This is a genomic window from Streptomyces sp. NPDC059455, from assembly GCF_042750115.1.
Taxonomy (GTDB): domain Bacteria; phylum Actinomycetota; class Actinomycetes; order Streptomycetales; family Streptomycetaceae; genus Streptomyces; species Streptomyces endocoffeicus.
The window spans coordinates 49,976-75,759 of sequence record NZ_JBHYVB010000023.1; the positions used below are offsets into that span (position 1 = coordinate 49,976).

Here is a 25,784-nt window from a genome sequence, read left to right on the forward strand (position 1 = left end):
TACTAGGCTCTGTGTGGCTGAATATAGCGCGCGGGTCGCCGCTCCCGCCCTGCCCCAACTCCCCCCGCGCCTCCGGGGCCTCTGGCGTATGCGATGGGATGCCTCGGTTCAATGGCCTTGGCTCCGGTCACCACGAAGGCGACCGGCAGGCCGTGCGGGGGTGACGGGGGTGACGGCCTACGTGCCGGTCGGCGTTTCCCGGGTGGCGGTCCGTTCGGCCATGCCGCCGCCGCCAGTGCTCACTCCGCCGTGCGGGGTCCGCGCGCGGTGGCCGTCGGCCTTGAACTTCCCGTCCCGCAGCTCGAAGCTTTGGGGCGGCGAGCAGCCGATCGCCGGGGTGATCAGCAGGCTCGTGGTGACGGGCGCGGGGTTGGTGCTCGCCGTTGAGAACTCGCAGATCGCGCCCCGGCCGGTGACCGGGAACCAGAACCAGCTGTCCACCTCACCGACCCGTACCTCATCCGACAGCACGAGCCGGCCGTGCTGCCGGACGAAGGCCTTCAGGCGGACGGAGGCCCTCAGCGGGTCGACGGTGGACCGGATCGCGGTCAGGGTGAACTTGACGTTCTGGTCCGCGTCCAGGACCGAGGACGCGATCTGCCTGGTCTCGGCCGCCCGCCCGTCGCTCGGCCGCCCGCCGTGGGCCTCGGCTTCGGTGGTTTCGGCAGGGGTGGCCAGCATGGCGACGGTCGCCGCGGCGGTTACCAGCACCGAGCTGCCGCGCACGAGCGCGCTCGCTTGTATCAGCATATTTCCTCCCAGGTGTTCATGCGTTCTCTTCGCGCATGAATGCCACCTTTTCCTTTCCACCTGGAAACGGGAAAAGCACCTGAATCACCCGTTCGCGCGCGGCGTCACCCGGTCGGACCGGACAACTGCTCCACCGGTCGCCGGCCGTCTATGGTTGGGCATGGTCGGCCCTAGTTCGGTGCCTGGAAGCAGTTCGGTGCCTGGAAGCCGCCGATCTTCTGCTCGAGCAGTTCGGCCAGTCGCAGCGGGGTGCGGTCCTCGTACATCGGGCCGATGAGCTGCACTCCCACCGGCAGGCCCGCGGGGGACCGGCCCGCTGGTATGGCGGTGGCGGGCAGGCCGGGCATGGTGGCCAGGCCGGCCCAGACGAGCTGGTCGAGGTACGGGTACTCGACGCCGTCGATGTCGATCCGGCGTTCCCTCAGATCGGGGTTGTGGTCGTGCGGGAACGCGGGAGTGGGCGTGATGGGACACACCACGGCGTCGAACTCGGCGAAGAGCCGCCGCCAGCCGTGGCGGTGGAGCTGGCGACGGCTGTCCGCCTCGATCCAGTCGCGGTGGCTGAACGCCATGCCGCGCAGCAGCGCGGCGTCGAGACTCCGGTCGTCCGCGCCCAGTCCGGCGGCGAGGGTCCGCAGCTGCTCGTACGCTTCGACGGGAAAACTTCCGCTGAAGCCCGAAAACAGCAACTGTGTGTAGAGCACCGCGGCTTCGCTCAGATCGGGCAGCAGCGGAGTGTGCCGTTCGACGCGGGCGCCGTCGTCGGCGAGCGCGTCGGCCACCCGGGTCACGCCCGCCCGCACAGCGGACCCGCTCGGAATGAGCGGGTGATCGTCGAGGACCAGGACTCGGAAGTCGCGGAGTCGCTCGTGGCGCGCGGGCGGCAGCGTCACGTCGTGCGCCACGCCGAGGGTCAGCGGGTCAGGTCCGGCCATGACGTCGAGCAGGAGCGTGAGGTCGCGGGCGGTGCGCGCCATCGGGCCGACGACGGCGAGGTCGAGTTCGGTCGGCAGGGCCGGTGCGGTCGGCGGGACCATGCCGCGGTTCGCCACCAGCCCGAGTGTCGGCTTGTGTGCGTAGATGCCGCAGAAATGCGCGGGGGTGCGCAATGAACCGGCGATGTCGGAGCCGATGGACAGCGCGCCGAACCCCGACGCCAGGGCCGCCGCCGATCCGCCGGAGGATCCACCCGGCGTACGACCGTGATCCCACGGGTTATTGGTGGTGCCGTGGATCTCGTTGAAGCTCTGTATATCTCGCAGCCCCATGGGCACGTTGGTCTTACCGAGCACCACCGCGCCCGCGGCCCTGAGCCGCGATACCTGCACCGCGTCCTCGGCCGGCATGTAGTTCCGGTGTGGCGGCATGCCCCAGGTCGTGGGCAGCCCGGCGATGTTGTAGGACTCCTTGACCGTCACCGGAATGCCGAGCAGCGGCCGGTCCTCACCGCGGGCGCGCTCCTGGTCGGCATCGCGCGCGGCGGTCCGCGCACGGTCGAAGTCCGGTACACAGATCGCGTTGATCGCCTTGTCGTCCCGCTCAATACGGGCGATCGCCTCGTCGGTCAGTTCGGCCGAGGTCACTTCACCGGCACGCAATGCGGCCGCGAGTTTTTCGGCTGTCAGAAAATTCCACTCCATGAATCCGACCGTATCGGCCTCTGGGAGGGGCCATAAAATGTCGCTTCGCACAATGGGGTGGATGCCTCAACGCTCATTGAGTTCCGCCGCGCCACAGACAATTCGCCCGACCGTTGGCCGCCTTCGGTCAGCCGGCGGCTCTCATGCGCCGCTATTCGCTGCGGGTCTGACTTCCGATCATGGACACCAGGGTCGAGACGAGTTCCTCGGCCGAAACGTGCCACTTCTCCGCGGGGAGGTGGCCGCTGGCCTCCATGCCCGTCATGCCGTGCGTGCTGGTCAGCAGCAGCGCCGCGAATCGCCGGGCGTGCTGTTCGCCGACCAGGTCACCGACGATGGCGAGGAACTCGTCCTGGGTGCGTTCCGCCGCGTGGATCGCGGCCGGGTCGCCGGCCGGTGAGCTGAACATCATCCGGTACAGGTGTGGCTGACGACGGCCGACCGTCATCAGCGCGGCGAGCGCGTGCCGCAGCTTCTCGGCCGGGGGCGACTGTGGATCGGCGCGCAGGACCCGCAGCTGATCCCCGAGCCGGTCCCATGCCTCGGCCGCGACGGCGGTCAGCAGGCTGTCCTTGTTGGCGAAGTGCCGGTACGGCGCTCCGCGGCTGACCCCCGCGCGCGCCCCGACCGCGCGCAGCGTCACCGCGTCCGGACCACCGATGTCCAGCAGTTCGGCGGCCGCGTCCAGCAGAGCGCGGCGGGTCGCGGCCGCTGATTCCACGCGACAGATCATGCCGACCATCTTACTGTTGACAGCGTCATCTGAGATGCCTACCATCGCTCAGGTGACAATGTCATCTGAAGCTCGGGAACCTCGTGAACGCCGGGAGCCTCGGGAACGCGTCGTCGTGACGGGAGCCTCGACCGGGATCGGCGCGGCGTCCGCACGCGAACTGGCCCGCCGTGGGTTCCACGTCATCGCCGGAGTCCGCCGCGACCGTGACGCCGACGCGCTGCGCGCGGACGGCATCGAGCCGGTCATCCTCGACATCACCCAGCCGGACCACATCGCGCGGCTGGCCTCGCGCCTCGACGATGACTCGCGAGCGGGTGCGCTGCGGGCGCTGGTGAACAATGCCGCCATCCAGATCAACGCCCCTGTCGAGGCGCTGCCGTTGAGCGAGTGGCGCCGGCAGTTCGAGGTCAACCTCTTCGGCCATATCGCCGTCACCCAGGCGCTGCTGCCCGCGCTGCTGCGCCACTCGGGCCGGGTGGTCAACATCAGCTCGGTCGGCGGGCGGGTCGCCATGGCCACGTACGGCCCCTACGCGGGGACGAAGTTCGCCCTCGAGGCGGTCAGCGACTCGCTGCGCCGGGAACTGGCGCCGCTGGGTGTGCGGGTGGTGGTCGTCGAGCCCGGCGCGGTCCGTACGGAGATGTCGGACCGGGTCATCGCCACCGCGAACCGGCTGGCCGCCGCCATGTCGCCGGAGCAGCGGGACCGCTACGGAAGGCTGATCCAGGCGGCCAACGCGCATTCCGCCACCCACATAAAACGTGGCAGGCCCGCCGCCGACGCGGCCCGGGTGATCGCGAAGGCCGTGACCGCCGGGAAGCCTCGCACCCGCTACACCGTTGGCCGTGACGCGGCCCTGATCACACGCCTGTCGCGGGTGCTGCCCGACCGGCTGCTCGACCGCATCCTCATGTCCAGCCTCCGTCCGCACTACCCGAAGACGGTCGCGGTGTGAGGCCCCGGTTCGGCTGGACCTGGCCTTGGGGGCACGGGTTGCGTTGCCGCCGCACCGTATTAGTCGTCCGTTAGCGGAACGCCAACGCGATCTTAGTAGAACGCCAACGCGATCTTCGAAGCTGATTGTCGTCCGGGAGCGAGACGACAGAACACAGCAACGCGAGGTCACGATGAACACCGCCACCACCACCAACCGCTTCCGCGGCCGCGCCGGCCGCCGTATCGCCGCCGCCCTTGTCGCGGCCGCGGCGCTGAGTCTGGGGGCCACGGCCTGTGGGCCGGACGACTCCAAGGCCGACTCCTCCGGCTCCTCGGCCTCGGCGCAGCCCACCAGCGGCTCCTCCTCGGACAACTCCGGTTCGCAGGGTCAGGGCGGCGGCAAGGGCGGCGGCAAGACCGACACGGCGCCGCCCGCCGCCGGCAAGGGTGGCGGCAAGGGCGGCGGCAACGGTGGCGGGTCCGCCTCCCCCGGGGGGCGGCGTCGCCAACGCGGGGAACCACCGCATGTACGTCGGCACACTGAAGTACCTCGCGCCCGGCAAGATGACCATCAAGCCCGAGAGCGGCGGCATGGAGCGGGCGTTCCTGATCTCCAACGCCACACAGATCCTCGGCGCGGCCGCGATCTGCTCCGACGACGGCGGCACCGTGTCCATCGGCGACGACGGTTACGGCACCTCCAAGTGCACCGTGGAGCAGCTGGAGAAGGCCGCGAAGACCAACAGCGTGACCGTCCGCGTCACCATGAACGCCAAGTCCGGCGCTGCCGAGACGGTCGAGGAGAAGTACCACCCGTAAGCCACGGCACTCCGCACTCCCGCGCCCGGTGGGCCCTTCGCCCGCCGGGCGCGCGGGCATGCGGGCTGCGCGATCACCCACGTTGGAAATCACCCACGCTGGAAATCACGCACGCTGGAAATGCCGTATCGGTTCTCGGCGGCGCGGCCGAGTCGCGTCAATTCCTGCGCCGACGCCTTTGTCCGTAGGGGCCGTGGTGATCGTGTGCCCGCCACTCCTCCTCATGGATATCGCGGTCTTCGCTGCCCGCCCTGCTTCCAGGAGTGGGGATTGTCTCCCCCCTGTCGATCTTGGCCAGCTGCGACTTCAGGCGGTCAGGTTGCTCATCGCTGAAACCCCCGCGGCCGCGCTCGGGCAGCGGTTTCTGGGACGCCGGTATGAGCGCGATCTGTTTCACCTTGGGACGCTCCGGCTCAGGCGCGGCGTCCCCCGCCTCCGCGCCGTTCTGATGTGACCGTGACGTACCGCTCATGAGAGGCCCCCCAGCTCACGGAAATAGTCCCGCAGTGTTAATGATCATTCCCCTGGAAGGGCCGCGGGAAACGGAATTCAGCGAGGTCCCGGGCGGGTACGTCGTACCAGCGGCGGACCCGATGGGCCGGTCTGTACTGCGTTCTCAGTAGCGCGAAATGTCGGCAGGCGCACGACGACAGGGCGGCTCGCTCCCGGAGAGTCTGGGCGGACAGTCGGCACCAGATGCGGACAGTCGGCACCAGATGTGGAGACCTCCTGTCGTGGCTACATTCCTTTACCAAGTGGGCCGTCTGGCCTTCCGGCGGCGCTGGTACGTCGCCCTGGTCTGGGCGGCCGTCCTGGCCGCCGTCGGGCTGGGCGCGCTCAAGGCTTCGGGGGCTTCCGACGAGGAGTTCTCGATGCCGGGCATCGAGTCCCAGAAGGCGTTCGACCTGATGGAGCAGCGCTTCCCCGGAGCCTCCGCCGACGGCGCGACCGCCCGGGTCGTCTTCGTCGCGCCGAGCGGCGAGAAGGTCACCGCCACCGAGAACCGGCAGGCCGTCGAGGAGGCCGTGGCCAATCTGGGCGACGGGGCCCAGGTCGCGAGCGCCGTCGATCCGTTCCAGGCGAAGGCCGTCAGCAAGGACGGCACGACGGCGTACGCGACGGTCACCTACAAGGTCGGCGCCAACGACCTCACCGACGCCAGCAAGAACCAGCTGGAGCGGGCCATCCACACGGCCCAGGGCTCCGGGCTGACCGTCGAGGCCGGCGGAAGCGCGATGGACGACGGTGGCGGGCCCGGTGGTGCGGCTGAGGTGATCGGTGTCGCGATAGCCGCCGTCGTGCTGCTGGTCACCTTCGGTTCGCTGGCCGCCGCCGGACTGCCGCTGCTGACCGCCATCATCGGTGTCGGCGTGAGCATGGCCACCATCCTGACCCTGTCCGAGGCGCTGGGACTGTCCACGACGACCGGCACTCTGGCGATGATGCTGGGTCTCGCCGTCGGCATCGACTACGCCCTGTTCGTCGTCTCCCGCTACCGCGAGGAGCGGGCCAAGGGCCGGGTGCCGCGGGAGGCGGTCGGTCTGGCGGTCGGCACGGCCGGTTCGGCGGTCGTGTTCGCCGGGCTCACCGTCGTGATCGCGCTGGCCGGACTCGCGGTGGTCGGCATCCCGATGCTCACCAAGATGGGCCTGGCCGCGGCGGGCGCGGTCGTGGTCGCCGTACTGGTCGCGCTGACGCTGGTCCCGGCGTTCCTCGGGTTCTGGCCGAACGCCGTGCTCCGGCGGCGGGCCCGCAGGAGCGGACGGATCGAGGAGGAGGGCACCCGGGACAACGGGGGCAGCCGCTGGGCGCGGTTCGTGCTGCGGCGTCCGCTGCCCGTGCTGCTGCTCGGCGTGGTGGGCCTCGGGGCCCTCGCGGTGCCGATGACGGACCTGCAGCTCGGCATGGACGGGGACGAGGCCAAGTCGACCTCCACCACCGAGCGCCGGGCCTACGACGCGCTCGCCGAGGGCTTCGGGCCGGGCTTCAACGGGCCACTGACCGTCGTCGTGGACGCGAAGGGGGGCACCGACCCGAAGGGCGCCGCCGACACGGTCGCGAAGGAGATCGGCGGCACCGAGGGTGTCGTCTCCGTCTCCCCGGCCCGCTTCAACGCGGCCGGTGACACGGCCGTCTTCCAGGTCGTGCCGTCCACGGCGCCGACCGACGAACGGACCAAGGACCTGGTCACGACCATTCGGGGCGAGCGGCCCGGGGTCGAGTCCGAGACCGGGGCGACCTTCGAGGTCACCGGCACCACCGCGCTGAACATCGACGTCTCCGACAAGGTGCAGTCCGCGCTGATCCCCTACCTGGTCGTCGTGGTGGGCCTCGCGATCGTGCTCCTGCTGGTGGTCTTCCGGTCCCTGTTCGTTCCGCTGAAGGCGGCCGTCGGCTTCCTGCTGTCGGTGCTGGCCTCCCTCGGCGTGGTCGTCCTCGTCTTCCAGCAGGGCCACGGCGCCGGACTCCTGGGCGTGGAGCAGACCGGCCCGATCATGAGCCTGATGCCGATCTTCCTGGTGGGCATCATCTTCGGCCTGGCCATGGACTACGAGGTGTTCCTCGTCTCACGGATGCGGGAGGCGTACGTCCACGGCGAGCGGCCCGGCCAGGCGATCACATCCGGCTTCCGGCACAGCGCGCGTGTGGTGGTGGCCGCCGCGCTGATCATGATCGCGGTGTTCGCCGGGTTCGTCGGCGAGAGCGACTCCATGGTCAAGATGATCGGGTTCGGGCTCGCCTCCGCCGTCCTGTTCGACGCCTTCGTCGTACGGATGGCGATCGTGCCCGCCGTGCTCGCCCTGCTCGGCGACAGGGCCTGGTGGCTGCCGAAGTGGCTGGACCGGCTGCTGCCCAAGGTCGACGTGGAGGGCGAGGCCCTCGGCCGCCGGCTGGAATCGGGACCGGGGTCGGGACCGGGGTCGGGACCGGGATCCGACCCGGAACCGGTCGGGACGACCGGCCTGGAAGTGGCCCGCAGCTGATCGACGGCCCGACCCGCCCCCACCGGGGCCGCCCGTGGCGAACGATATGGGCGGCCCCGGCGGCCGTCCGCGCGGGGAACGGTCACGGTGGCCCACGGGGCACCGAAACGGTCATGGTGGCCTACGGAGTACCGAATCCGTCATGGTGGCCCACGGGGCACCGAATCCGCCACGGTGGCCCACAGAGCGCCGAATCGGTCACGATGGCCCACAGCACCGAGCGGAGAGCCCAGCCGATGAGCACCAGCCTTGAGCGTTACACGGACCGTTTCGAGCAGTACTCCGACCGCTACCCCCACGTCATCGACGTGGTGCTGGTCCTGTCGCTGATGGGCTGTGCGGCCCTCGGCAGCAACCTCACCATGCCCGGCGCCGAGCCACCCGACCAGGACAGGACCGCCACCGCCCTCATGGGTGTGTCCTGCCTCGCCCTGCTGAAGTACCGCAGCCATCCGCGCACCGCGGTCGTCGTGACCGCGGTCTGCACCGTGATCGCGATCTCGCTGGGGTACCTGCTGACCCCCCTGTTGCTGGGACCCGTCATGGCGGCGCTCTACTGGCTGGCCACGCTCACCGACCGCAAGACCACACGCGTCTTCGGCGTCACCAGCATGGCGGCGCTGATGGTCGCGTCAGCGGTCTCCGACTCCATGGACAGCCTGTCCCTGGTGCTGCGGACGATCGGCCCCTTCTTCTGGCTGCTGCTGCCGCTCGCCGCCGGCAACATGACCCGGCTGCGCCGCGCCTACCTCGCATCGGTGCAGGCCCGCGCCGAACACGCCGAGCGCACCCGGGAGGAGGAGGCACGGCTGCGCGTCACCGAGGAGCGCATGCGCATCGCCCGCGAGCTGCACGATGTCGTGGCCCATCACATGGCCCTGGCCAACGCGCAGGCCGGTACGGCCGCCCACCTCGCGCTCACCAGTCCGCAGCAGACGAAGCAGATCCTCACCGATCTGACCGGCACCACGTCCTCCGCGCTGCGCGAGCTGAAGGCCACGCTGGGACTGCTGCGCCAGACCGACGCCCCGGCCTCCGCGTCGCTGGAGCCGTCTCCCGGCCTCGCCCGACTGCCCGAACTGGTCTCGGCGTGTGCGTCCGCGGGGCTCGCCGTCACGGTCAGCACGACAGGGGAGCCCCGCGCGCTCTCCCCCGGGGTGGACCTGACCGCGTTCCGGATCGTGCAGGAGGCGCTCACCAACGTCTCCAAGCACGCCGACGTGGACTCCGCACAGGTACGTCTGGCCTACTCCGGATCACGCCTGCTGATCACGGTCAGCAATGACGGCCCGGACACCAACGGCATCACCGGCACCACCGGCACCAACGATGCCTCCGATACCGCCGATACCGTCGACGCCGCCAAGGCCGTGCCGGGCCGGGGCTTCGGCGTCATGGGCATGCGTGAACGCGCCCGCACCATCGGCGGCGAACTCTGTGCGGGACCCCGCCCGGAGGGCGGCTTCGAGGTCACCACCGCGCTGCCGCTCCAGCCCTCGGCAACCGAAGCGGCCCAAGTGTCCGAAGCACCGCAAGCCCCCGAAGCACCGCAAGCACCCGAAGCGGCCGTAGGCGCCACAGACGCTCCAGCCGGAGGAGAAGAGTCATGACCATCAGGGTGCTGCTCGCCGATGACCAGACCTTGCTGCGGGCCACCTTCCGGATCCTGATCGACTCCTGCGAGGACATGACGGTGGTCGGCGAGGCATCGGACGGTGCGGAGGCGCTGGAACTGACCCGCGCCCACCACCCCGACATCGTTCTCATGGACATCCGGATGCCGGGTACGGACGGTCTCGCCGCCACCTCCGCGATCTGCGCCGCCCCGGAGCTGGCCGCCACCCGCGTCCTCATCCTGACGACGTTCGAGACCGAGGACTACGTCGCCCAGGCGCTGCGCGCCGGCGCCAGTGGTTTCCTCGGTAAGGACGTCACCGCCGACACCCTGCTGGCCGGTCTGCGCACGGTGGCCTCCGGCGAGGCGCTGCTGTCACCGGCCGCGACCCGCACCCTCATCACGAACTTCCTCATGTCCCCGGCCCCTGACGCCCACCTCGCGCCCCCGCAGCGCCTGTCGGAGCTCACCGTCCGCGAGCGCGAGGTGATGGGCCTGGCCGCCGAGGGCCGGTCCAACACCGAGATCGCCGAGGTTCTCACGCTCAGTCCGCTGACCGTGCGCACCCATATCCACCGCGCGATGACGAAGCTGGGCGCCCGCGACCGCGCCCAACTGGTGGTCATCGCCTACCAGACGGGCCTGGTACGGGCGACGCCGCCCGCACCGTGACCGCGACCGTGGCCGCCAACCGGCGACCGGCGTCACGGCAGGAGCTCACTTCTCGATCGGCGGGCAGTAGCCGGTGTCGTTGCCGATGGAGTTGATCGTGGCGTTGTCCCTGTGGTCGCCCGCGTAGTTGATCTGGTCCGTGCACTTCATGTCACCCTTCCTGAGGGTGCCCTTGGAGGTTTCTTCCTTCTGGATCGGCGGGCAGTAGCCGGTGTCGTTGCCGATGGAGTTGATCGTGGCGTTGTCCCTGGAGTCCCCGGCGTAGTCGATCTGGTTCGTGCACCTCATCCCGGGCTTCCTGGGGGTGCCCTTGGCGGTGTCCTTGGCCTGGTCCTGGTCCTGGTCCTGGCCCTGGTCCTGGCCCTGCGCCGTGGGTGCGGAGGATTGCGGGGCGCTCGCGGAGGCGGAGGGTGAGGACGAGGAGTCGGTCTCGCCGTCCTGGCATGCGGTGAGCCCGAGCGCGGCCACAGCGATGATCACGGCGGCGGCGGCCTTGCGGGCGTGGCGGTTGTGGCGGAGGGCGGTGCGGTGCGACATGGTCTTCCCCGTTCTCGCGATGTGGTGTCTCGCGACGTGGTGTTCGGGCTCGTGAGAACAAGACTGTCGGTCGCCGCTGATGATCTGCCGCCGTACGGCTAACGCTCCACTAATGCCCGGGACGGGCCGTCGTCGCAGTGGCGTGGCTGCCGAGCGTGGTTAGGTTAGGCAAGCCTAAATTGCTACTCTGTGCTGCGGTGCCATGAGCTGGTCGCAGCTGGTCGCAGCTGGTCGCAGCTGGTCGGGGTGAGCCTTTTCTGCGCTCTTGTGCTGGTGGTGCTGTTCGCCGCGGCGATCGTCGGTGGGCTGCTGGTGGCCAGGGACGCGCTGGTCGACGACTATCCGGCCGCGATCCGGGAGCGCTATGGCGTGCGGAGTGCGCGGGGGAAACGGGCCGCCGGGGTCATGGGGGCGTTGAACGCGGTCGTCTTCGTCGCGGTCCCGGTCGTCGGCCTGGTGGATCTGCACGGTCGGGCCGACGGCGGGCTCGGCTTCTGGCGCGCGTTCGTCTTCGGGGGTCTGGTCTGGCTCGCGCTCGTCCTCTTTGATCTGGTGGTTCTGGACTGGTGGCTGTTCTGTACGGTCCGGCCCCGGTTCATGGTGCTGCCCGGGACGGAGGGCATGGCCGAGTACCGGGACTACGGCTTCCACTGGCGGGTGCTCGTTCCCCGGCCCGTTCCCTGGCCGCTGCTGACGGTCCTTGGGTACGGGGCGGTCGTCGGTGCTGTCTCGGCCCTGGTCGAGGCGATTTTCTGAGTGGTCGGCCGGAGGCGGCGGTATGGATTTCCCTTAGCGGGGAGAACGACGTAGAGTTACGTCCATCGACGCGGGGTGGAGCAGCTCGGTAGCTCGCTGGGCTCATAACCCAGAGGTCGCAGGTTCAAATCCTGTCCCCGCTACTCAGGTATCGAGGGCCCGGCACTTCTTCAGTGCCGGGCCCTCGGTCGTTCGGTCACGCCGAGGGTCCCGCCGCCGTCAGCGCGCGACCTTCCAGCTCACCGGGCGCTTGGTGTCATCGCCTGTGCTGTACGTCACCATCGACGGCCGTATGCCGTTGGGCACCAGGAACACCTTGCACAGGGAGACCTTCGCCCCCACCGCGAAGTCGTCCGGGTCCTTGCCCGGGCAGGCCGTCACCTCGGTGTCGCCGGTGATCAGCGGCTGGTCGTCCACACCGGCTGTGTCCTCGAGGCCGGTGGGGGTGTTGAGGAAGGGGTAGTGGAGGGAGTTCTCGCCGATGTTCTCGAAGGTCATGGTGACGTAGTACGGCTGGGTGGTCCGTACGTCGGACGGCTTCACCCCCGCCGTCCTCAGCTCGGCGGGGGTGCCCTTGCGCACGCTCACCGCCGTGACCCGCAGGGCGCCGCGCATATGGTCCGAGCCACGCTTGTAGGTGACCGAGGTGGGCTCGCCGAGCCGGATGGTCTTGCCGCCGTCGCTGTCGGCCGCCATGTCGGCCCGGGTCGCGGGCTGCCGTCGGCCGGACGTGGCGGTGTCGTCCTCACAGCCCGCCGTGGCGAGGGCGAGGAGGGTGACGCCGAGGGCGCAGACGAGAGCGGTCCCGGATCGGGCGGCGGCGCTGGGCGGGCGGTTGAGCATGGACGGTCCCCCGGTGGTTGGTGATGGTCGATCGGCGACGACGTCGAGCGAGTGGTGACTGCCGTAGATGGATACGCCGGTCACGGAGCGTCAGTTCACCTTCTCGGTTCCCCTTGTGGTGATCTTGCTACCGCAGATCATCATGGTCGTGACAAAACCACTGGTCGAGGCTGTGATCAACTCAAGGCGAGAGCTTGAGACGAGGCTGTAGCAATACGCCCGGGGCAACTACCGTGATCCGTATGGACGATCCCGCCGCGGCGTCGGTACAGCGGTTCTGGCAGGAACTCGGGCTGCCCGGACTCATCGATGTGCACACCCACTTCATGCCCCAGCGCGTACTGGACAAGGTCTGGGCCTACTTCGACGCAGTCGAGCCCCGCTGGCACATCACCTACCGCGAGGAGGAGGACGAACGCCTCGCGACGCTACGGGCGTTCGGGGTGCGGGCCTTCACCTCGATGCTCTACCCCCACAAGCCCGACATGGCGCGGTGGCTGAACGACTGGGCGGCCGATTTCGCCGCCCGTACACCCGACTGTCTGCACACCGCGACCTTCTTCCCCGAGCCCGGGGTGGACGGGTACGTGCGCGCGGCGCTCGAGGGCGGGGCGCGGGTGTTCAAGGCCCATGTGCAGGTGGGGGCGTACGACCCGGGCGACGCGCTGCTCGACCCGGTGTGGGACCTGCTCGCCGGGAGCGGGACGCCCGTCGTCATCCACTGCGGCTCGGGGCCCCACCCGGGCAAGTACACCGGACCGGAGCCGGTGGGGCGGGTACTGGCCCGTCATCCTCGGCTGCGCCTGATCATCGCGCATATGGGGCTGCCGGAGTACGCGGACTTCCTGGGGCTCGCGGAGCGGTACGAGGGGGTCCACCTGGACACCACGATGGCCTTCACCGACTTCACCGAGGGCCGGTGGCCGTTTCCGCGGTCGGAGCGGGGGAGGCTGGCCGCCCTGGGGGACCGGGTGCTGTTCGGGAGCGACTTCCCCAACATCCCGTACGGGTACCGGCATGCGCTGGACGCGCTGACGCGGGTCGGGCAGGACGAGGAGTGGCTGCGCGGGGTGTGTTACGGGAACGCGGCGCGGCTGTTCGGGATATGACGGGTTGTGGCTGCTCCGGATGCGCCCGTTCTGGACAGAGCGCGGTGCGCCCGTTCCGGACGGAGCGCGACGCTTCCGGACAACCGGATAAGGGGCTCGCCCGGTGCCTGTGTCGGCGCCGGGCGAGGGGGTTGCGGGGGTCGGTCAGCTCTTGTCCAGCGGCAGCGCCTCGGCCAGCGTGCGCCACTCCTCGCGGGGGAGACCCTGGTCGTCGGTCACCACCTGGATCGCGAGGTGGTCCGCGCCCGCGGCCAGGAACTCGTCCACGCGCGCCCGGATCGTCTCCGCGTCGCCGATCGCGTACATGGCGGCGAGGAGACGGTCGCTGCCGCCGTCCGCGAAGTCCGCGTCCTCGAAGCCCAGTCGCTTGAAGTTGTTGGTGTAGTTGGGCAGCGCCAGGTAGCGGCCGAGGTAGTCGCGGGCGGTGGCGCGGGCGCGCTCCGGGTCCGTGTCGAGGACGACCTTCAGCTCCGGCGCGAGCACGGCCTCCTTGCCCAGGACCTCGCGGGCCTTGGCGGTGTGCTCCGGGGTGACGAGGTACGGATGCGCGCCGGCCGCGCGGTCGCGGGACAGCTCGAGCATCTTGGGGCCGAGCGCGGCCAGGACCCGCTGGGCGGCGGGGACCGGGGCCGGGGCGGAGTCCAGCGCGGTCAGGTACTCCTTCATCGCCGTGTACGGGCGCTTATAGCGCTCACCGGCGAGTGCGCTGTGGCTCACGCCGAGGCCGAGGAGGAAGCGGCCGTCGTGGGCCGCGTTGAGCGCGGTGTGCCGCTCGGCGACGTAGGCCGCCTCGTGGTCCCAGATGCTCAGGATTCCGGTCGCGACGGTGATCCGGGAGGTGGCGTCCAGCAGGACTCCGGCCTGATCCGGGCTGGGGCTGCCACCGAGCCAGATGGCGCCGTACCCCAGCTCGTCCAGTTCGGCCGCCGCCTCGCTGACCTGTTCTGATGGGACGAAGTCCGTCTTGAGGGCCGCGGTCCAGATGCCGATCTTGCCAAGTGCGGGACGAGAAGTCATACAGGGGGAAGCCGGAGAGTCCTGCCGGATATTCCGTGGCCCCCACGGCTTTTCCGGGCCCGGATCCGCTGCTTTCGCCTCCCGGCCGGTCTCGTCCCTGCCCCACGGGATTCTCAGGTAATTCACAGGCAGCCGAAAGGGACCTCTCAGGGCTCGCTCCGAGGGTGGAGGTCATGATGCCGACCTCGCCTCACGGGCGTACCGAGCTGCTGCGCCCCGACGGGAGCCCCGTCCGGGTGCTGGTTGTGGACGACGAGACGGCGCTCGCCGACCTGCTGTCGATGGCACTGCGCTACGAGGGGTGGGAGGTGCGCACCGCGGGTGACGGCGCGGAGGCGATCCGGACCACCCGTGAGCTGCGCCCGGACGCGGTGGTCCTGGACATCATGCTGCCCGATATGGACGGGCTCGCCGTGCTGGGGCGGCTGCGCCGCGAACTGCCCGATGTCCCGGTGCTGTTCCTGACCGCGCGGGACGCGGTGGAGGACCGGATCGCGGGGCTGACGGCGGGCGGTGACGACTACGTCACCAAGCCGTTCAGCCTGGAGGAGGTCGTCGCCCGGCTGCGTGGGCTGCTGCGCAGGTCGGGGGCGGCGGCCGCGCGCAGTGAGTCGGTGCTGGCCGTCGGCGATCTGATCCTGGACGAGGACAGCCACGAGGTGTCGCGCGGGGGACAGGAGATCCATCTCACCGCGACCGAGTTCGAGCTGCTGCGCTATCTCATGCGCAATCCGCGCCGGGTGCTCAGCAAGGCGCAGATCCTCGACCGGGTCTGGAGCTATGACTTCGGCGGCCAGGCCAACGTGGTCGAGCTCTACATCTCGTATCTGCGGCGCAAGATCGACGCGGGGTGCGGTCCGATGATCCACACCCGGCGGGGCGCCGGGTATCTGATCAAGCCCGGGGAGTAGACACCGTGGCGCATCCCCCGCCCCGGCCACCCCGGGACCCCGACCTGCTCGGCGTCTCCGAGCCGTCCGGCGCCGCCGGGATGCCCGGTGCCTCCGGTACCCCCGCGATAGCCGGTGCCTCCCAGCCGCCCCCGGGCGCGGGCGAGGGAGCGGGAGCGGCGCAGGGGCGGGCGCACGCCCGGCGCGCCCAGCGGGCGGGACGCGCTCAACGAGCCGGGCGCACTCAGCGGGCCGGGCGCCGCCCCTGGTCCCTGCGCACCCGCCTGGTCGTCTCGGCCGTCGCGCTGATCGCGGTGGTCTGCGCGGTGATCGGCTCGGTCACGACCCTGGCCCTGCAGTCGTACCTCCAGGGCCAGGTGGACGACGATCTGCGCGCGTCCGTCGGGCGGTTCCTGAACAAGCCGGGTCCGGCGGGCGGACTCCCCCGGGACGATGTGCTCTTCGTCGCCTCGCCCGGCCAGCCCATCGGCACGGTCGGGGCGCGGTTCGGCCAGGACGGCGAGGTCTCCCTGTCCGGCAAGAGCAATGACTCGCCCATGACGAACGAGGTCGACGCCGAGAGCCGGGTGGACCCCCTGACCAGTGGTCAGCAGAAGGCGATCGCCGCCGTCCCGCTGGACGGAGACGTGCACACCGTCGATCTGCCCGGCCTCGGCGGCTATCGGGCGGTGGCCCAGTGGGACCACCGGGAAGGCGGCATCATCCTCGCCTTCCCGCTCGACCAGACCCAGGAGACGGTCAACACCCTCATCCTCGTCGAGGTCTGTGTGGCCGCGGCCGGCCTGGTCGCGGCCGGGATCGCCGGGGCCGCGATGGTCGGCATCTCGCTGCGCCCGCTGCGCCGGGTGGCCGCGACCGCGACCCGGGTCTCCGAACTCCCCCTGCACAGCGGCGAGGTGGCGCTGCGCGAGCGCGTCCCGGCCTCGGAGGCCGATCCGCGCACCGAGGTCGGCCAGGTGGGCGCGGCGCTCAACCGCATGCTCGGCCATGTGGAGTCGGCGCTCGCGGCCCGCCAGGAGAGCGAGACGCGGGTACGGCAGTTCGTCGCCGACGCCAGCCATGAGCTCCGTACGCCGCTCGCCTCCATCCGCGGCTACGCCGAGCTGACCCGGCGCGGCCGGGAGGAGATCGGGCCCGACACCCGGCATGCCCTCGGCCGGGTCGAGTCGGAGGCCGGGCGGATGACCGGGCTGGTCGAGGATCTGCTGCTGCTGGCCCGGCTGGACGCGGGACGGCCGCTGGAATGCGCGGAGGTCGATCTGTCCCCGCTGGTCGTGGACGCGGTCAGCGACGCGCGGGCGGTCGGCTCGGACCACGAGTGGCGGCTGGAGCTGCCCGATGAACCGGCGGTCGTCTTCGGCGACGACGCCCGGCTGCGCCAGGTGCTGGTGAACCTCCTCGGCAACGCGCGGACGCACACTCCGGCCGGTACCACGGTCACGGCGCGGGTGCTGTGGGGCGGGCCGTACCCCTCGCCGTATCCGGCGCCGTACGGCCTGTCCTACGGCGTCTCCTACGGGGTGCCCTCAGGGGTGTCCCCCGGGACGCCCTACGGGCCTCCGCCCGGGGCCGCCGGGACCGGTGGGCCCCATGGGCACCGTAAGGGGCGCGCTTCGCCGCACGCCCAGGCGTATGCCCAGACGCACGCCCAGGCGTACGCCCCGCCCTACGGCTCCCCGTACGCGGCCGCCCGCGCCGCCGGGGCCTTCGGCCCGCCGCAGCCGCCCTCGTACGTCTCGCTGGAGATCGAGGACGACGGTCCTGGCATCCCGCCCGAGCTGCTGCCGCATGTCTTCGAGCGGTTCGCGCGCGGCGACGCCTCGCGCTCCCGCGCCGCGGGCAGCACGGGGCTCGGTCTGGCCATCGTGCACGCTGTCGTGGCCGCGCACGACGGGCAGGTGACGGTGGACAGCGTGTCCGGGCGCACCGTGTTCGGCGTCCACCTGCCCGTGCACCGGGCCGTTCACCAGGCCGTAACGGACTCACAGGCAGGCCACAGGCTGACCACACAGCCGTGACAGCGCGGCTCGCGACTGTCGACCCCATGCGAACCGACACCCCTCTCGGGGCTCCGCCCGAGACACCCCTGCAGACCTTGCCCGTACGCGGGCCGGTGACGGTCGTGCGCGGCCGTCCGGTGCTGGACGTTGTCATCCCCGTCTACAACGAGGAAGCGGACCTCGAGCGGTGCGTACGACGGCTGCATGACCATCTGGCCCGCACCTTCCCGTACGGCTTCCGGATCACCATCGCCGACAACGCCAGCACGGACCGCACGCCCGACCTCGCGGCCTACCTGGACGAGAGCATCGAGGAGGTGACGGCGGTCCGGCTGGAGCAGAAGGGGCGCGGGCGGGCGCTGCGCACCGTGTGGTCGCTGTCCGAGGCGCCCGTGCTCGCCTATATGGACGTCGATCTGTCCACGGACCTCAAGGCGCTGCTGCCGCTGGTGGCCCCGCTGATCTCCGGGCACTCCGACCTGGCGATCGGATCGCGGCTGTCCCGCAGCTCACGGGTGGTGCGCGGGCCCAAGCGGGAGTTCATCTCGCGGGCGTACAACCTGATTCTGCGCGGCAGCCTGGCCGCCCGCTTCTCCGACGCCCAGTGCGGATTCAAAGCGATCCGTAAGGACGTCGCGGAGCGGCTGCTGCCGCTGGTCGAGGACACCGGGTGGTTCTTCGACACCGAGATGCTGGTGCTGGCCGAGCGGGCCGGGCTGCGTATCCACGAGGTGCCGGTGGACTGGGTGGACGACCCCAACAGCACGGTCCACCTCGTGAAGACGGCCACGGATGACCTCAAGGGTGTGTGGCGGGTGGGGCGCGCGCTGGCCACCGGTGCGCTGCCGCTGGACCGGGTGCGCCGTCCGTTCGGCGACGATCCGCGCGACCGGGAGCTGAGCGGGGTGCCGAAGGGCCTGGCCCGCCAGCTGGTCGGGTTCTGTGTGGTCGGCGCGCTGAGCACACTGGTCTATCTGCTGCTGTACTCCCTCTTCCGGATGGGCACCGGCCCGCAGGTGGCCAACGCGCTGGCGCTGCTGCTGTCGGCGCTCGGCAACACCGCGGCCAACCGGAGGCTCACCTTCGGCGTACGCGGCCGGGACCGCGCGATGCGTCACCAGGCCCAGGGGCTGGTCGTCTTCGGCATCGGCCTGGTGCTGACCAGTGGCTCCCTGGCCGCCCTGGACGCCGTCCCCGGCACCGCCTCGCACGGCACCGAACTGGCCGTGCTGATCGCGGCGAACCTCGCCGCCACCGTTCTGCGCTTCCTGCTCTTCCGGGCCTGGGTCTTCCCGTCGGACAGCGGGGCCACGACCGACCACGACCCGAGGACCGATCGATGACCACCTACGACTACGGCACCCGCGAAGCCGGGCCGGCGCCGACCCCCGCCGCCGATCCCCGGCCGGGGCCGCGGGCGCCCGGCGGCTCGCGCCTGGCGCGGGCCTGGAGAGGGCGGCCGGAAGACCCGCGCTGGGCGCGGCCCGCCCTGTGGGCCCTGCTGGCCGCCACCACCGTGCTCTATCTGTGGAGCCTGGGCGCGTCCGGCTACGCCAACCAGTTCTACTCGGCCGCCGTGCAGGCGGGCGGCGAGAGCTGGAAGGCGTTCTTCTTCGGCTCCTCCGACGCCGCGAACTCCATCACCGTGGACAAGCCCCCGGCCGCGCTGTGGCCGATGGCCCTGTCGGTGCGGCTCTTCGGCCTCTCCTCCTGGGCGGTCCTCGCCCCCGAGGCGCTGATGGGAGTCGCGACGGTCGGGGTGCTGTACGCGGCCGTACGGCGCAGGTTCGGCGCGGTCGCCGGGCTTATCGCGGGCGCGGTGCTCGCGGTGACCCCGGTCGCGGCGCTGATGTTCCGCTTCAACAACCCCGACGCGCTGCTGTGCCTGCTGATGGTCTCGGCCGTCTACTGCGTGCTGCGCGCCCTGGAGGACGCGCGCACCAAATGGCTGGTGCTGGCCGGGGTCTGCTTCGGCCTCGGCTTCCTCACCAAGACGCTTCAGGCGTGGCTGATCCTGCCGCCGCTCGCGGTGGTGTACGCGGTGTGCGCCCCGGCGAAGTTCGGCCGGCGGATCGGGCAGCTGCTGCTCGCGGGGCTCGCGATGGTGGTCTCCGGCGGCTGGTGGGTGGCGATCGTCGAGCTGTGGCCGGCGTCCTCGCGCCCGTACATCGGCGGTTCGCAGCACAACAGCTTCCTGGAGCTGACCTTCGGCTACAACGGTCTGGGCCGGATCAACGGCGATGAGACCGGCAGCGTCGGCGGGGGCGGTCCGGGCGGCGGCGGTGGCGGCGGCAGGTGGGGCGATACCGGGATCGACCGGCTCTTCGGCTCCGACATGGGCGGTCAGATCGCCTGGCTGCTGCCCGCGGCGTTCATCCTGCTGGCGGCGGGGATCTGGCTGACCTGGCGGGCGAAGCGCACCGACACCCGGCGCGCGGCCTTCCTGGTGTGGGGCGGGGCGCTGCTGATGACGTTCGCCACCTTCAGCTTCATGTCCGGGATCTTCCACCAGTACTACAACATCGCCCTGGCGCCCTATATCGCGGCGGTCGTGGGCATGGGCGCGGCCCTGCTGTGGGAGCGGCGGACCGAGGGCGGCCGGGCCGGGGCGGTGGCCTCGGCGGTGCTGGCCGTCACGGTCGCGGTCACCGCGTACCTGTCGTACGTCCTGCTGGGGCGGTCGCCGGACTGGCACCCCTGGCTGCGCTGGGCGGTGCTGATCGGCGGGCTCGCGGCGGCGGCCGGGCTGCTGCTGACGGCGCGCCTGGGCCGGAGGGCGGCGCTGGCCGCGGCGGGCCTCGGCCTCGCGGCGGGACTGGCCGGGCCGGTCGCGTACACGCTCAACACGGTGGACACCCCGAAGCACGGTTCCATCGTGACGGCCGGTCCTTCGGTGGCGGGCGGTATGGGCGGCCCCGGTGGCCGCTTCCCGGGCGGCGGCGGCCGGGGCGGTCCGCCGGGGATGCGGAACGGACGCCAGGGCGCGAGCCAGCAGGGGCAGGGCAACCAGGGTGGTCAGGGTCAGCAGGGTGGTCAGGGCCAGAAGGGTCAGGGGCAGGGCGGTACGCAGGGCATGCCGGGCGGTGGCACCGGCGGCGGTCAGCCGGGTGGTGGCCAGAACGGCTTCCCCGGCGGTGGCTTCCCGGGCGGCGGCCAGTCCCCGCGGAACGGCACCGGCAACGCCCAGGGCGGCCAGGGACAGAACGGCCTCCCGGGCATGCTGCCCGGTGGCGGCATGGGCGAGGGCGGTCGCCGTGGCGGCGGCATGGGCGGACTGCTCGACGGTCAGCAGGTCGACGCCGACGTGGAGGCGAGGCTGGAGAAGAACGCCGACGACTACACCTGGGCGGCCGCGGCGATCGGCTCCCAGAACGCCGCGAGCTACCAACTCGCCACCGAGAAGCCCGTGATGGCCATCGGCGGCTTCAACGGCAGCGACCCGTCACCGACGCTCGCCCAGTTCAAGGAGTATGTGAAGCAGGGCAGGATCCACTACTTCATCTCCTCGGGCACCGGCATGGGCGGCGGGCCGGGCGGCGGCCAGGGGACCTCGTCCCAGATCACCTCCTGGATCGAGGCCACTTACAAGAAGGTCGCCGTGGGCAGCTCCACGCTCTATGACCTGGCCCAGAAGGCGTCGACGTCCTCGAAGCCCTCCGGCTGATTCTTGCTGATTCCGGCTGATTCCGGAGTCCCGTAGGTACGGGCCGGTGGCCGCGGGTTCATCCCCGCGACCACCGGCCCGTACGCGTATGCGACGCGCGCACATGATTCGCTGTACACCGTACGGCGGCACTTGTACGGTGTAAGGCCCAGCACATCGTCATACACCGTAGAAGCCCCTGCCTGGAGTCCTCATGACGGTCTCGACCGCCGACGCCGCCTCCGCGCCACCCGATCAGTCCCAGGGTGGTCATCCCCAGCGCTGGCTGATCCTCGCCGTGATCTGCCTCGCCCAGCTCACCGTGTTGCTGGACAACACGATCCTCAATGTGGCGGTCCCCTCCCTGGCCAGGGAGATGGATGCCCGCACGGCCGACATCCAGTGGATGATCAACGCCTATTCGCTGGTCCAGTCGGGGCTGCTGCTCACCGCGGGCAGCGCCGCCGACCGCTACGGGCGGAAGAAGCTGCTGGTCGCCGGGCTCGCCCTGTTCGGCATCGGCTCGTTCGCGGCGTCGATGGCGCAGGACCCCGGCCAGCTGATCGCCGCCCGCGCGGGCATGGGGATCGGCGGGGCGCTGCTGATGACCACGACCCTCGCGGTCGTGGTGCAGGTCTTCGACGAGGGCGAACGGGCCAAGGCCATCGGGCTGTGGGGCGCGGTCAGCTCGCTCGGCTTCGCCGCGGGGCCGCTGATCGGCGGCTCGCTGCTGGAGCACTTCTGGTGGGGCTCGATCTTCCTGATCAATATCCCGGTGGCGCTGCTCGGGCTGGTGGCCGTGGTCTGGATGGTGCCGGAGTCGAAGGCCCCGACCAGCGACCGCCCCGATCTGCTCGGCGCGCTGCTGTCCACGGTCGGCATGACCGGCATCGTCTTCGCGATCATCTCCGGGCCGGAGCACGGCTGGACCTCCAGCCGGGTGCTGCTGTCCGCCTTCATCGGCATCACCGTGATGACCGGATTCGCGCTGTGGGAGCGTCATATCCCGTATCCGATGCTGGATATGCACTTCTTCCGCGACCGCCGGTTCGTGGGCGCGGTGGCCGGCGGCATCCTGGTGGCCTTCGGGATGGGCGGTTCGCTCTTCCTGCTCACCCAGCATCTGCAGTTCGTGCTCGGCTATGACGCGCTGGACGCGGGGCTGCGCACCGCGCCGCTCGCGCTGGTGATCGTCGCGCTCAATCTCACCGGTGTCGGCGCGCGGCTGCTGCCCAAGCTCGGCACCCCGGTGACCATCGTCGGCGGGATGGGGCTGCTCGCGGCCGGTCTCGCCGCCATCGCGACGCTCGGTGCGCATGGCTATGGCGGGATGCTCTTCGGGCTGGTGGTGATGGGGGCCGGTATCGCGCTGGCCATGCCCGCGATGGCGAACGCCATCATGTCGGCCATCCCGCCGGAGAAGGCGGGGGTGGGCGCGGGGGTCAACGGCACGCTCACCGAATGCGGCAACGGGCTCGGCGTCGCCGTCCTCGGCGCCGTGCTCAACTCCCGCTTCGGCTCGCTGCTGCCCGCGGTCGCCACCGGAGCGGGCTCGCTCCCGGCCGCCCTCGCCGCGGCCCGTACCCCCGAGGACCGCGAGGCCGTCGCGGACGCCTTCGCCTCGGGTGTGGAGACCAGCCAGCTGGTCGGCGCGACGGCAGTGCTGGCGGGTGGAGTGCTGGCCGCGCTGCTGCTCAGCAGGGCCGAACGATCTTCACAGGAGGCCCCGGCGGCATAGCATCTTCAGGTAGTGAGGTGCCGCGTGCCCGGTCCCGGGACATATGTGGCGCCGGCGCACCGGAGAAAGAGAGGCGCCGCCATGGCAATCGGCAGCCGCACCGCCCGCCCGCGGTCCAGTGTCTGGCTCTCCGAGCGCAAAGCCCCCAAGCGCAAGGGCGACCAGCAGCCCGTCGGGCTCGACCATCTGAAGATCGTCGCGGCGACAATGCGGCTGCTGGACGCCGAGGGTCTCTCGGGCTTCTCGATGCGACGGCTCGCGGCGGAGCTCGGGGTGACCGCCATGTCCGTCTACTGGTACGTGGAGACCAAGGACCATCTGCTCGAACTCGCCCTCGACGCGGCCATGGGCGAGATAGCGCTGCCCATCGAGGCCGTCGGCTCCGTCGAGGCCGTTGGCTCCGTCGAGGGCCACGAGTATACTCCGGCCGAGCCGCGGGACTGGCGTGAGCAGCTGCGCCAGGTCGCCTCCGAGTACCGGCGGGTGCTGGTGCGCCACCCCTGGCTGCCGGCGCTGCTGGGGGAGTACCTCAACATCGGGCCGAACGCGGTGGTCTTCAACAACGCCGCGCTGGCCGTGATGCGCAACAGCGGGCTGCCGGACGACAGGATCACCAGCGCACTCGCCCTCGTCTACCAGTTCGTCTACGGCTTCGGCACGATCGAGGGCCGCTTCGCCGCCCGCTGTCGGGCGGCGGGAGTCACCCAGGACGAGCTGTTCCACGAGATGATGGGCACGGTCGAGGACCGTATGGAGTTCGACGAGGCGCGGCAGATCATGGAGGCGCGCGGCGGCACCACGGTGGAGGAGATGCAGGACCGCGACTTCACCTTCGCCCTGGACCTCGCGATCGCCGGTATCGAAACCCTGAGGGAGCGATAGCGCGCGGCGGCGGGCGGGTCAGGCCGTGGGGAGCTCCTCGCCCTGCACCGCCTGTATGTCCAGCTCCACCCGCAGGGTGGTGCCGATCGCCGCGATGCCCGCCGCGACCACCTGGTTGTAGTTCATCGCGAAGTCCTCGCGGCGCAGCTCGGCGACGGCCCGGAAGGCCGCCCGCACCCCGCCCCAGGGGTCGGGGCCCGTGCCCAGGTACGTCAGGTCCAGGTCCACGTCCCGGACCACGCCGTGCATCGACAGTTCGCCATGGACCGTCCAGCGGTCGGCCCCGGCGGTGCTCAGATGCGAGCTCCGGTACGTCAGTTCCGGGAACTCCTCCACATTGAGGAAGTCGGGCGACTTCAGATGGCCGTCCCGCATCGTGTTGCCGGTGTCGATGCTGGCGGCCCGCATGACCGCCTCGACGCGCGACTTCTCGATGTCCTCGGCGACCTCGATCCGCCCGCCGAACTCCGTGAACCGGCCGTGCACGCTGGAGATCCCCAGGTGCTGGGCGACGGCGGCCACCGTCGAATGCGCCGGGTCGATCGTCCACGCCCCGGGCGGCGGAAGCTCCACCCCGCCCTGGCGCGCCAGCACCACCGTGCCCACATCGGCCCGCCCGGAGGCCGTGACGATCGCCGTGGACGCGACCGGGGCGTAGCCGACCGCGGTGGCGATGATCGTGTACGGCCCCGGCGGCAGCGGCTCGCCGGTCCGCACGGCGCCGTCCGTGTCGGCCTGCGCGCGCAGCACCTGGGCGCCCGTCATATCGGTGACGGTCAGCACCGCGTGCTGGACCGCCCAGCCGTCGCGGGTGTGGATCCGGGCCCGCAGTCCCGCTCCCCCGCCTGCTCCTGCTCCTGTGGTCGTCATGCCGCGTTTCGCTCCCGCTCGGGTGTCGCCGTGTTGCTCGTCCTGCTCGGCGTGTCGCTCTTGTTGCTCATGTCGCTCATGTCGCCCGGCGCGCTGGTCGTGCGCGCCGTGCTGGTCGTACTCGTCGTGTCTGTGCACCGGATCCGGGCGGCGGCGTCAGGCCGTCCCCTGCCTTCACTACACCGCCGCCGGGATCCGGGTTCCGGGTCCGGCCGAGAAATCCGCCGCCCGGCCGGGCCCGGGGCGCGACTCCGCTCTTGCGCGCCCCGGGCCCGGGGTTCCGTCACTCGCCCGGGTGGGCGAGCTCCACATCGTGGCCGTCGACGCCGGGCCCGGAGACCGTCAGCGCCCCCGCGACCGGCGGGTAGCCGCTCGCGATGACCGTGTAGTCGCCCGCGTCCAGGTCGGTGAAGGCGTACGCGCCGTCCTCACCGGTGGTGGCGGTGGCGACCACGTTCCCGGCCGAGTCCACGAGGGTGACCCGCGCGTCGGGCAGCGGCCGCCGGTCGGCACCGGCCCGGACTATGCCCTGCACCTGGGCGCCGGCCTGCAGCGCTATCTCCACCCGGGTCAGCCCCTGGGCCCCCACCTCGACGGGCAGGGCCGCGGGCCGGTAGCCCGGCGCGTTCACCGCGACCGTGAAGGTCCCGGAGACCAGCTCCTCGAAGCCGAAGTCGCCCTGCTCACCGGTCTTCCCGGTGGCCAGCACCTCACCGCGGACATCGGTGACCACGACCATCGCCGCGTCCACCGGCCGGCCGTCGGCGGCACCGCGCACGGCGCCCACCAGACCGCTGGTGGCCGACAGGACGATGTCGAAGCCGAGCGGCTCGTCCCCGACCACGACCGTGGACGCCTGCGGCTGGTGGCCGTCGGCCGCCGCGATCAGGACGTACGAGCCGGAGCCCGGCGCGTCCAGGGCGTACGAGCCGTCGGGGTGCGCCACCGAACGGCCCAGCTGCCGTCCGGCGAGGGAGATCAGCGTCACCGCGGCGCGGGCGACGGGGCCGCCCTCCGCGTTCCGCACGAAGCCGTGCACACCCTGCCGGGGCTGACGGTCCGTGCCTTCGCCCCCGGCGGAGGCGAAGGCCGTAAGGCGCTGCGGGGCGGTGGCCGTCTGCGGGGCGGTGGCCGCGAGGGCACCGTCGGAGTCCGGCGCGTGGATCTCGGCGGCCGGGGCGCCCACGAGCGCGGGCTCGAGGTCGGCGACCTGCCCGGTGGCGGCCGTGGGGGGGGGCGCGGCGGGGGGGGCGCGCGCGCGCCGCCCGGGGGGCCGGGGCCCGGGGGGCGGGGGCCGGGGAGGGGGGGACGGGGGGGGGCGCAAGG

The 25,784-nt window shown here is 71.3% G+C and carries 20 protein-coding genes, 1 tRNA gene and 1 pseudogene; 14 read left to right on the plus strand and 8 right to left on the minus strand.

The annotated features are described in order from the left end of the window. Nucleotides 1–177 precede the first annotated feature (177 nt). The 3 genes from ACFXB5_RS11200 to ACFXB5_RS11210 all read right to left on the minus strand — a co-directional run bounded on the left by ACFXB5_RS11200 (nt 178) and on the right by ACFXB5_RS11210 (nt 3,111). Nucleotides 178–750: a hypothetical protein gene (locus ACFXB5_RS11200; protein WP_385205377.1), complete on the minus strand. Its 573-nt coding sequence runs from the start codon at nt 748–750 to the stop codon at nt 178–180. Between the two features lie 170 nt (nt 751–920). Continuing rightward, a complete protein-coding gene (locus tag ACFXB5_RS11205; RefSeq protein ID WP_385205380.1) occupies nt 921–2,390 on the minus strand; it encodes an amidase in 1,470 nt (489 codons plus the stop codon). A 151-nt stretch (nt 2,391–2,541) separates the two neighbouring features. Next, nucleotides 2,542–3,111: a TetR/AcrR family transcriptional regulator gene (locus tag ACFXB5_RS11210; RefSeq protein ID WP_385205383.1), complete on the minus strand. Its 570-nt coding sequence runs from the start codon at nt 3,109–3,111 to the stop codon at nt 2,542–2,544. A 127-nt stretch (nt 3,112–3,238) separates the two neighbouring features. Between ACFXB5_RS11210 and ACFXB5_RS11215 the strand changes: the two genes are divergently transcribed. From ACFXB5_RS11215 to ACFXB5_RS11235, 5 genes are all read left to right on the plus strand, one after another. Then, nucleotides 3,239–4,081 (plus strand): SDR family oxidoreductase, encoded by an 843-nt coding sequence (locus tag ACFXB5_RS11215; protein WP_385205386.1) that lies wholly within the window; start codon nt 3,239–3,241, stop codon nt 4,079–4,081. A gap of 506 nt (nt 4,082–4,587) precedes the next feature. Beyond that, nucleotides 4,588–4,881: a hypothetical protein gene (locus ACFXB5_RS11220; protein ID WP_385205389.1), complete on the plus strand. Its 294-nt coding sequence runs from the start codon at nt 4,588–4,590 to the stop codon at nt 4,879–4,881. A 734-nt stretch (nt 4,882–5,615) separates the two neighbouring features. Continuing rightward, complete coding sequence (locus tag ACFXB5_RS11225) at nt 5,616–7,865, plus strand: MMPL family transporter (RefSeq protein WP_385205392.1); 2,250 nt, start codon at nt 5,616–5,618, stop codon at nt 7,863–7,865. A 236-nt stretch (nt 7,866–8,101) separates the two neighbouring features. Continuing rightward, complete coding sequence (locus tag ACFXB5_RS11230) at nt 8,102–9,475, plus strand: sensor histidine kinase (protein ID WP_385205395.1); 1,374 nt, start codon at nt 8,102–8,104, stop codon at nt 9,473–9,475. Further along, entirely contained in the window at nt 9,472–10,152 is a 681-nt protein-coding gene (locus tag ACFXB5_RS11235) for a response regulator (protein WP_385205398.1), read from the plus strand. The genes ACFXB5_RS11230 and ACFXB5_RS11235 overlap by 4 nt, the downstream gene beginning before the upstream one ends. Before the next feature lie 45 nt (nt 10,153–10,197). Here ACFXB5_RS11235 and ACFXB5_RS11240 read toward each other — a convergent pair whose 3' ends face one another. Next, nucleotides 10,198–10,689 (minus strand): hypothetical protein, encoded by a 492-nt coding sequence (locus ACFXB5_RS11240; protein WP_385205400.1) that lies wholly within the window; start codon nt 10,687–10,689, stop codon nt 10,198–10,200. A 189-nt stretch (nt 10,690–10,878) separates the two neighbouring features. On the opposite strand from ACFXB5_RS11240, the gene ACFXB5_RS11245 reads away from it, so the two are divergent. Together ACFXB5_RS11245 and ACFXB5_RS11250 are read left to right on the plus strand one after the other, a co-directional pair. Then, nucleotides 10,879–11,445, plus strand: a complete 567-nt coding sequence (locus ACFXB5_RS11245; protein WP_385205402.1) for a hypothetical protein — start codon at nt 10,879–10,881, stop codon at nt 11,443–11,445. A gap of 69 nt (nt 11,446–11,514) precedes the next feature. After that, nucleotides 11,515–11,588, plus strand: a tRNA-Met gene (locus ACFXB5_RS11250). Nucleotides 11,589–11,664: 76 nt separating this feature from the next. Here ACFXB5_RS11250 and ACFXB5_RS11255 read toward each other — a convergent pair. After that, complete coding sequence (locus ACFXB5_RS11255) at nt 11,665–12,372, minus strand: hypothetical protein (protein ID WP_385205405.1); 708 nt, start codon at nt 12,370–12,372, stop codon at nt 11,665–11,667. Nucleotides 12,373–12,530: 158 nt separating this feature from the next. Here ACFXB5_RS11255 and ACFXB5_RS11260 point away from each other — a divergent pair, with 158 nt between their 5' ends. Beyond that, nucleotides 12,531–13,397, plus strand: a complete 867-nt coding sequence (locus tag ACFXB5_RS11260) for an amidohydrolase family protein (RefSeq protein ID WP_385205408.1) — start codon at nt 12,531–12,533, stop codon at nt 13,395–13,397. Nucleotides 13,398–13,541: 144 nt separating this feature from the next. Here the strand turns inward: ACFXB5_RS11260 and ACFXB5_RS11265 are convergent, their stop codons facing one another. Continuing rightward, complete coding sequence (locus ACFXB5_RS11265) at nt 13,542–14,414, minus strand: LLM class F420-dependent oxidoreductase (protein WP_385205410.1); 873 nt, start codon at nt 14,412–14,414, stop codon at nt 13,542–13,544. Between the two features lie 173 nt (nt 14,415–14,587). On the opposite strand from ACFXB5_RS11265, the gene ACFXB5_RS11270 reads away from it, so the two are divergent. From ACFXB5_RS11270 to ACFXB5_RS11295, 6 genes are all read left to right on the plus strand, one after another. Then, on the plus strand, nt 14,588–15,325 hold the full coding sequence (locus tag ACFXB5_RS11270; protein WP_385205413.1) for a response regulator transcription factor: 738 nt from the start codon (nt 14,588–14,590) through the stop codon (nt 15,323–15,325). Between the two features lie 5 nt (nt 15,326–15,330). Then, nucleotides 15,331–17,343 carry a sensor histidine kinase gene (locus ACFXB5_RS11275; RefSeq protein ID WP_385205416.1) on the plus strand — a complete coding sequence of 671 codons (2,013 nt, stop codon included), beginning with the start codon at nt 15,331–15,333 and terminating at the stop codon, nt 17,341–17,343. Nucleotides 17,344–17,369: 26 nt separating this feature from the next. Continuing rightward, nucleotides 17,370–18,668, plus strand: a complete 1,299-nt coding sequence (locus ACFXB5_RS11280) for a glycosyltransferase (RefSeq protein WP_385205418.1) — start codon at nt 17,370–17,372, stop codon at nt 18,666–18,668. Continuing rightward, a complete protein-coding gene (locus tag ACFXB5_RS11285) occupies nt 18,665–20,989 on the plus strand; it encodes an ArnT family glycosyltransferase (protein ID WP_385205421.1) in 2,325 nt (774 codons plus the stop codon). Before ACFXB5_RS11280 ends, ACFXB5_RS11285 begins: the two co-directional genes overlap by 4 nt. A gap of 193 nt (nt 20,990–21,182) precedes the next feature. Then, nucleotides 21,183–22,706: an MFS transporter gene (locus ACFXB5_RS11290; RefSeq protein ID WP_385205424.1), complete on the plus strand. Its 1,524-nt coding sequence runs from the start codon at nt 21,183–21,185 to the stop codon at nt 22,704–22,706. 81 nt (nt 22,707–22,787) lie between these two features. After that, nucleotides 22,788–23,588, plus strand: coding sequence for a TetR/AcrR family transcriptional regulator (locus ACFXB5_RS11295; protein ID WP_385205426.1), 801 nt, complete (start codon nt 22,788–22,790; stop codon nt 23,586–23,588). Nucleotides 23,589–23,606: 18 nt separating this feature from the next. Here ACFXB5_RS11295 and ACFXB5_RS11300 read toward each other — a convergent pair whose 3' ends face one another. Beyond that, entirely contained in the window at nt 23,607–24,458 is an 852-nt protein-coding gene (locus ACFXB5_RS11300) for a YceI family protein (protein WP_385205429.1), read from the minus strand. A 283-nt stretch (nt 24,459–24,741) separates the two neighbouring features. Continuing rightward, nucleotides 24,742–25,692, minus strand: a pseudogene (locus tag ACFXB5_RS11305) (collagen binding domain-containing protein); the annotation flags it as partial. Between the last annotated feature and the right edge of the window lie 92 nt (nt 25,693–25,784).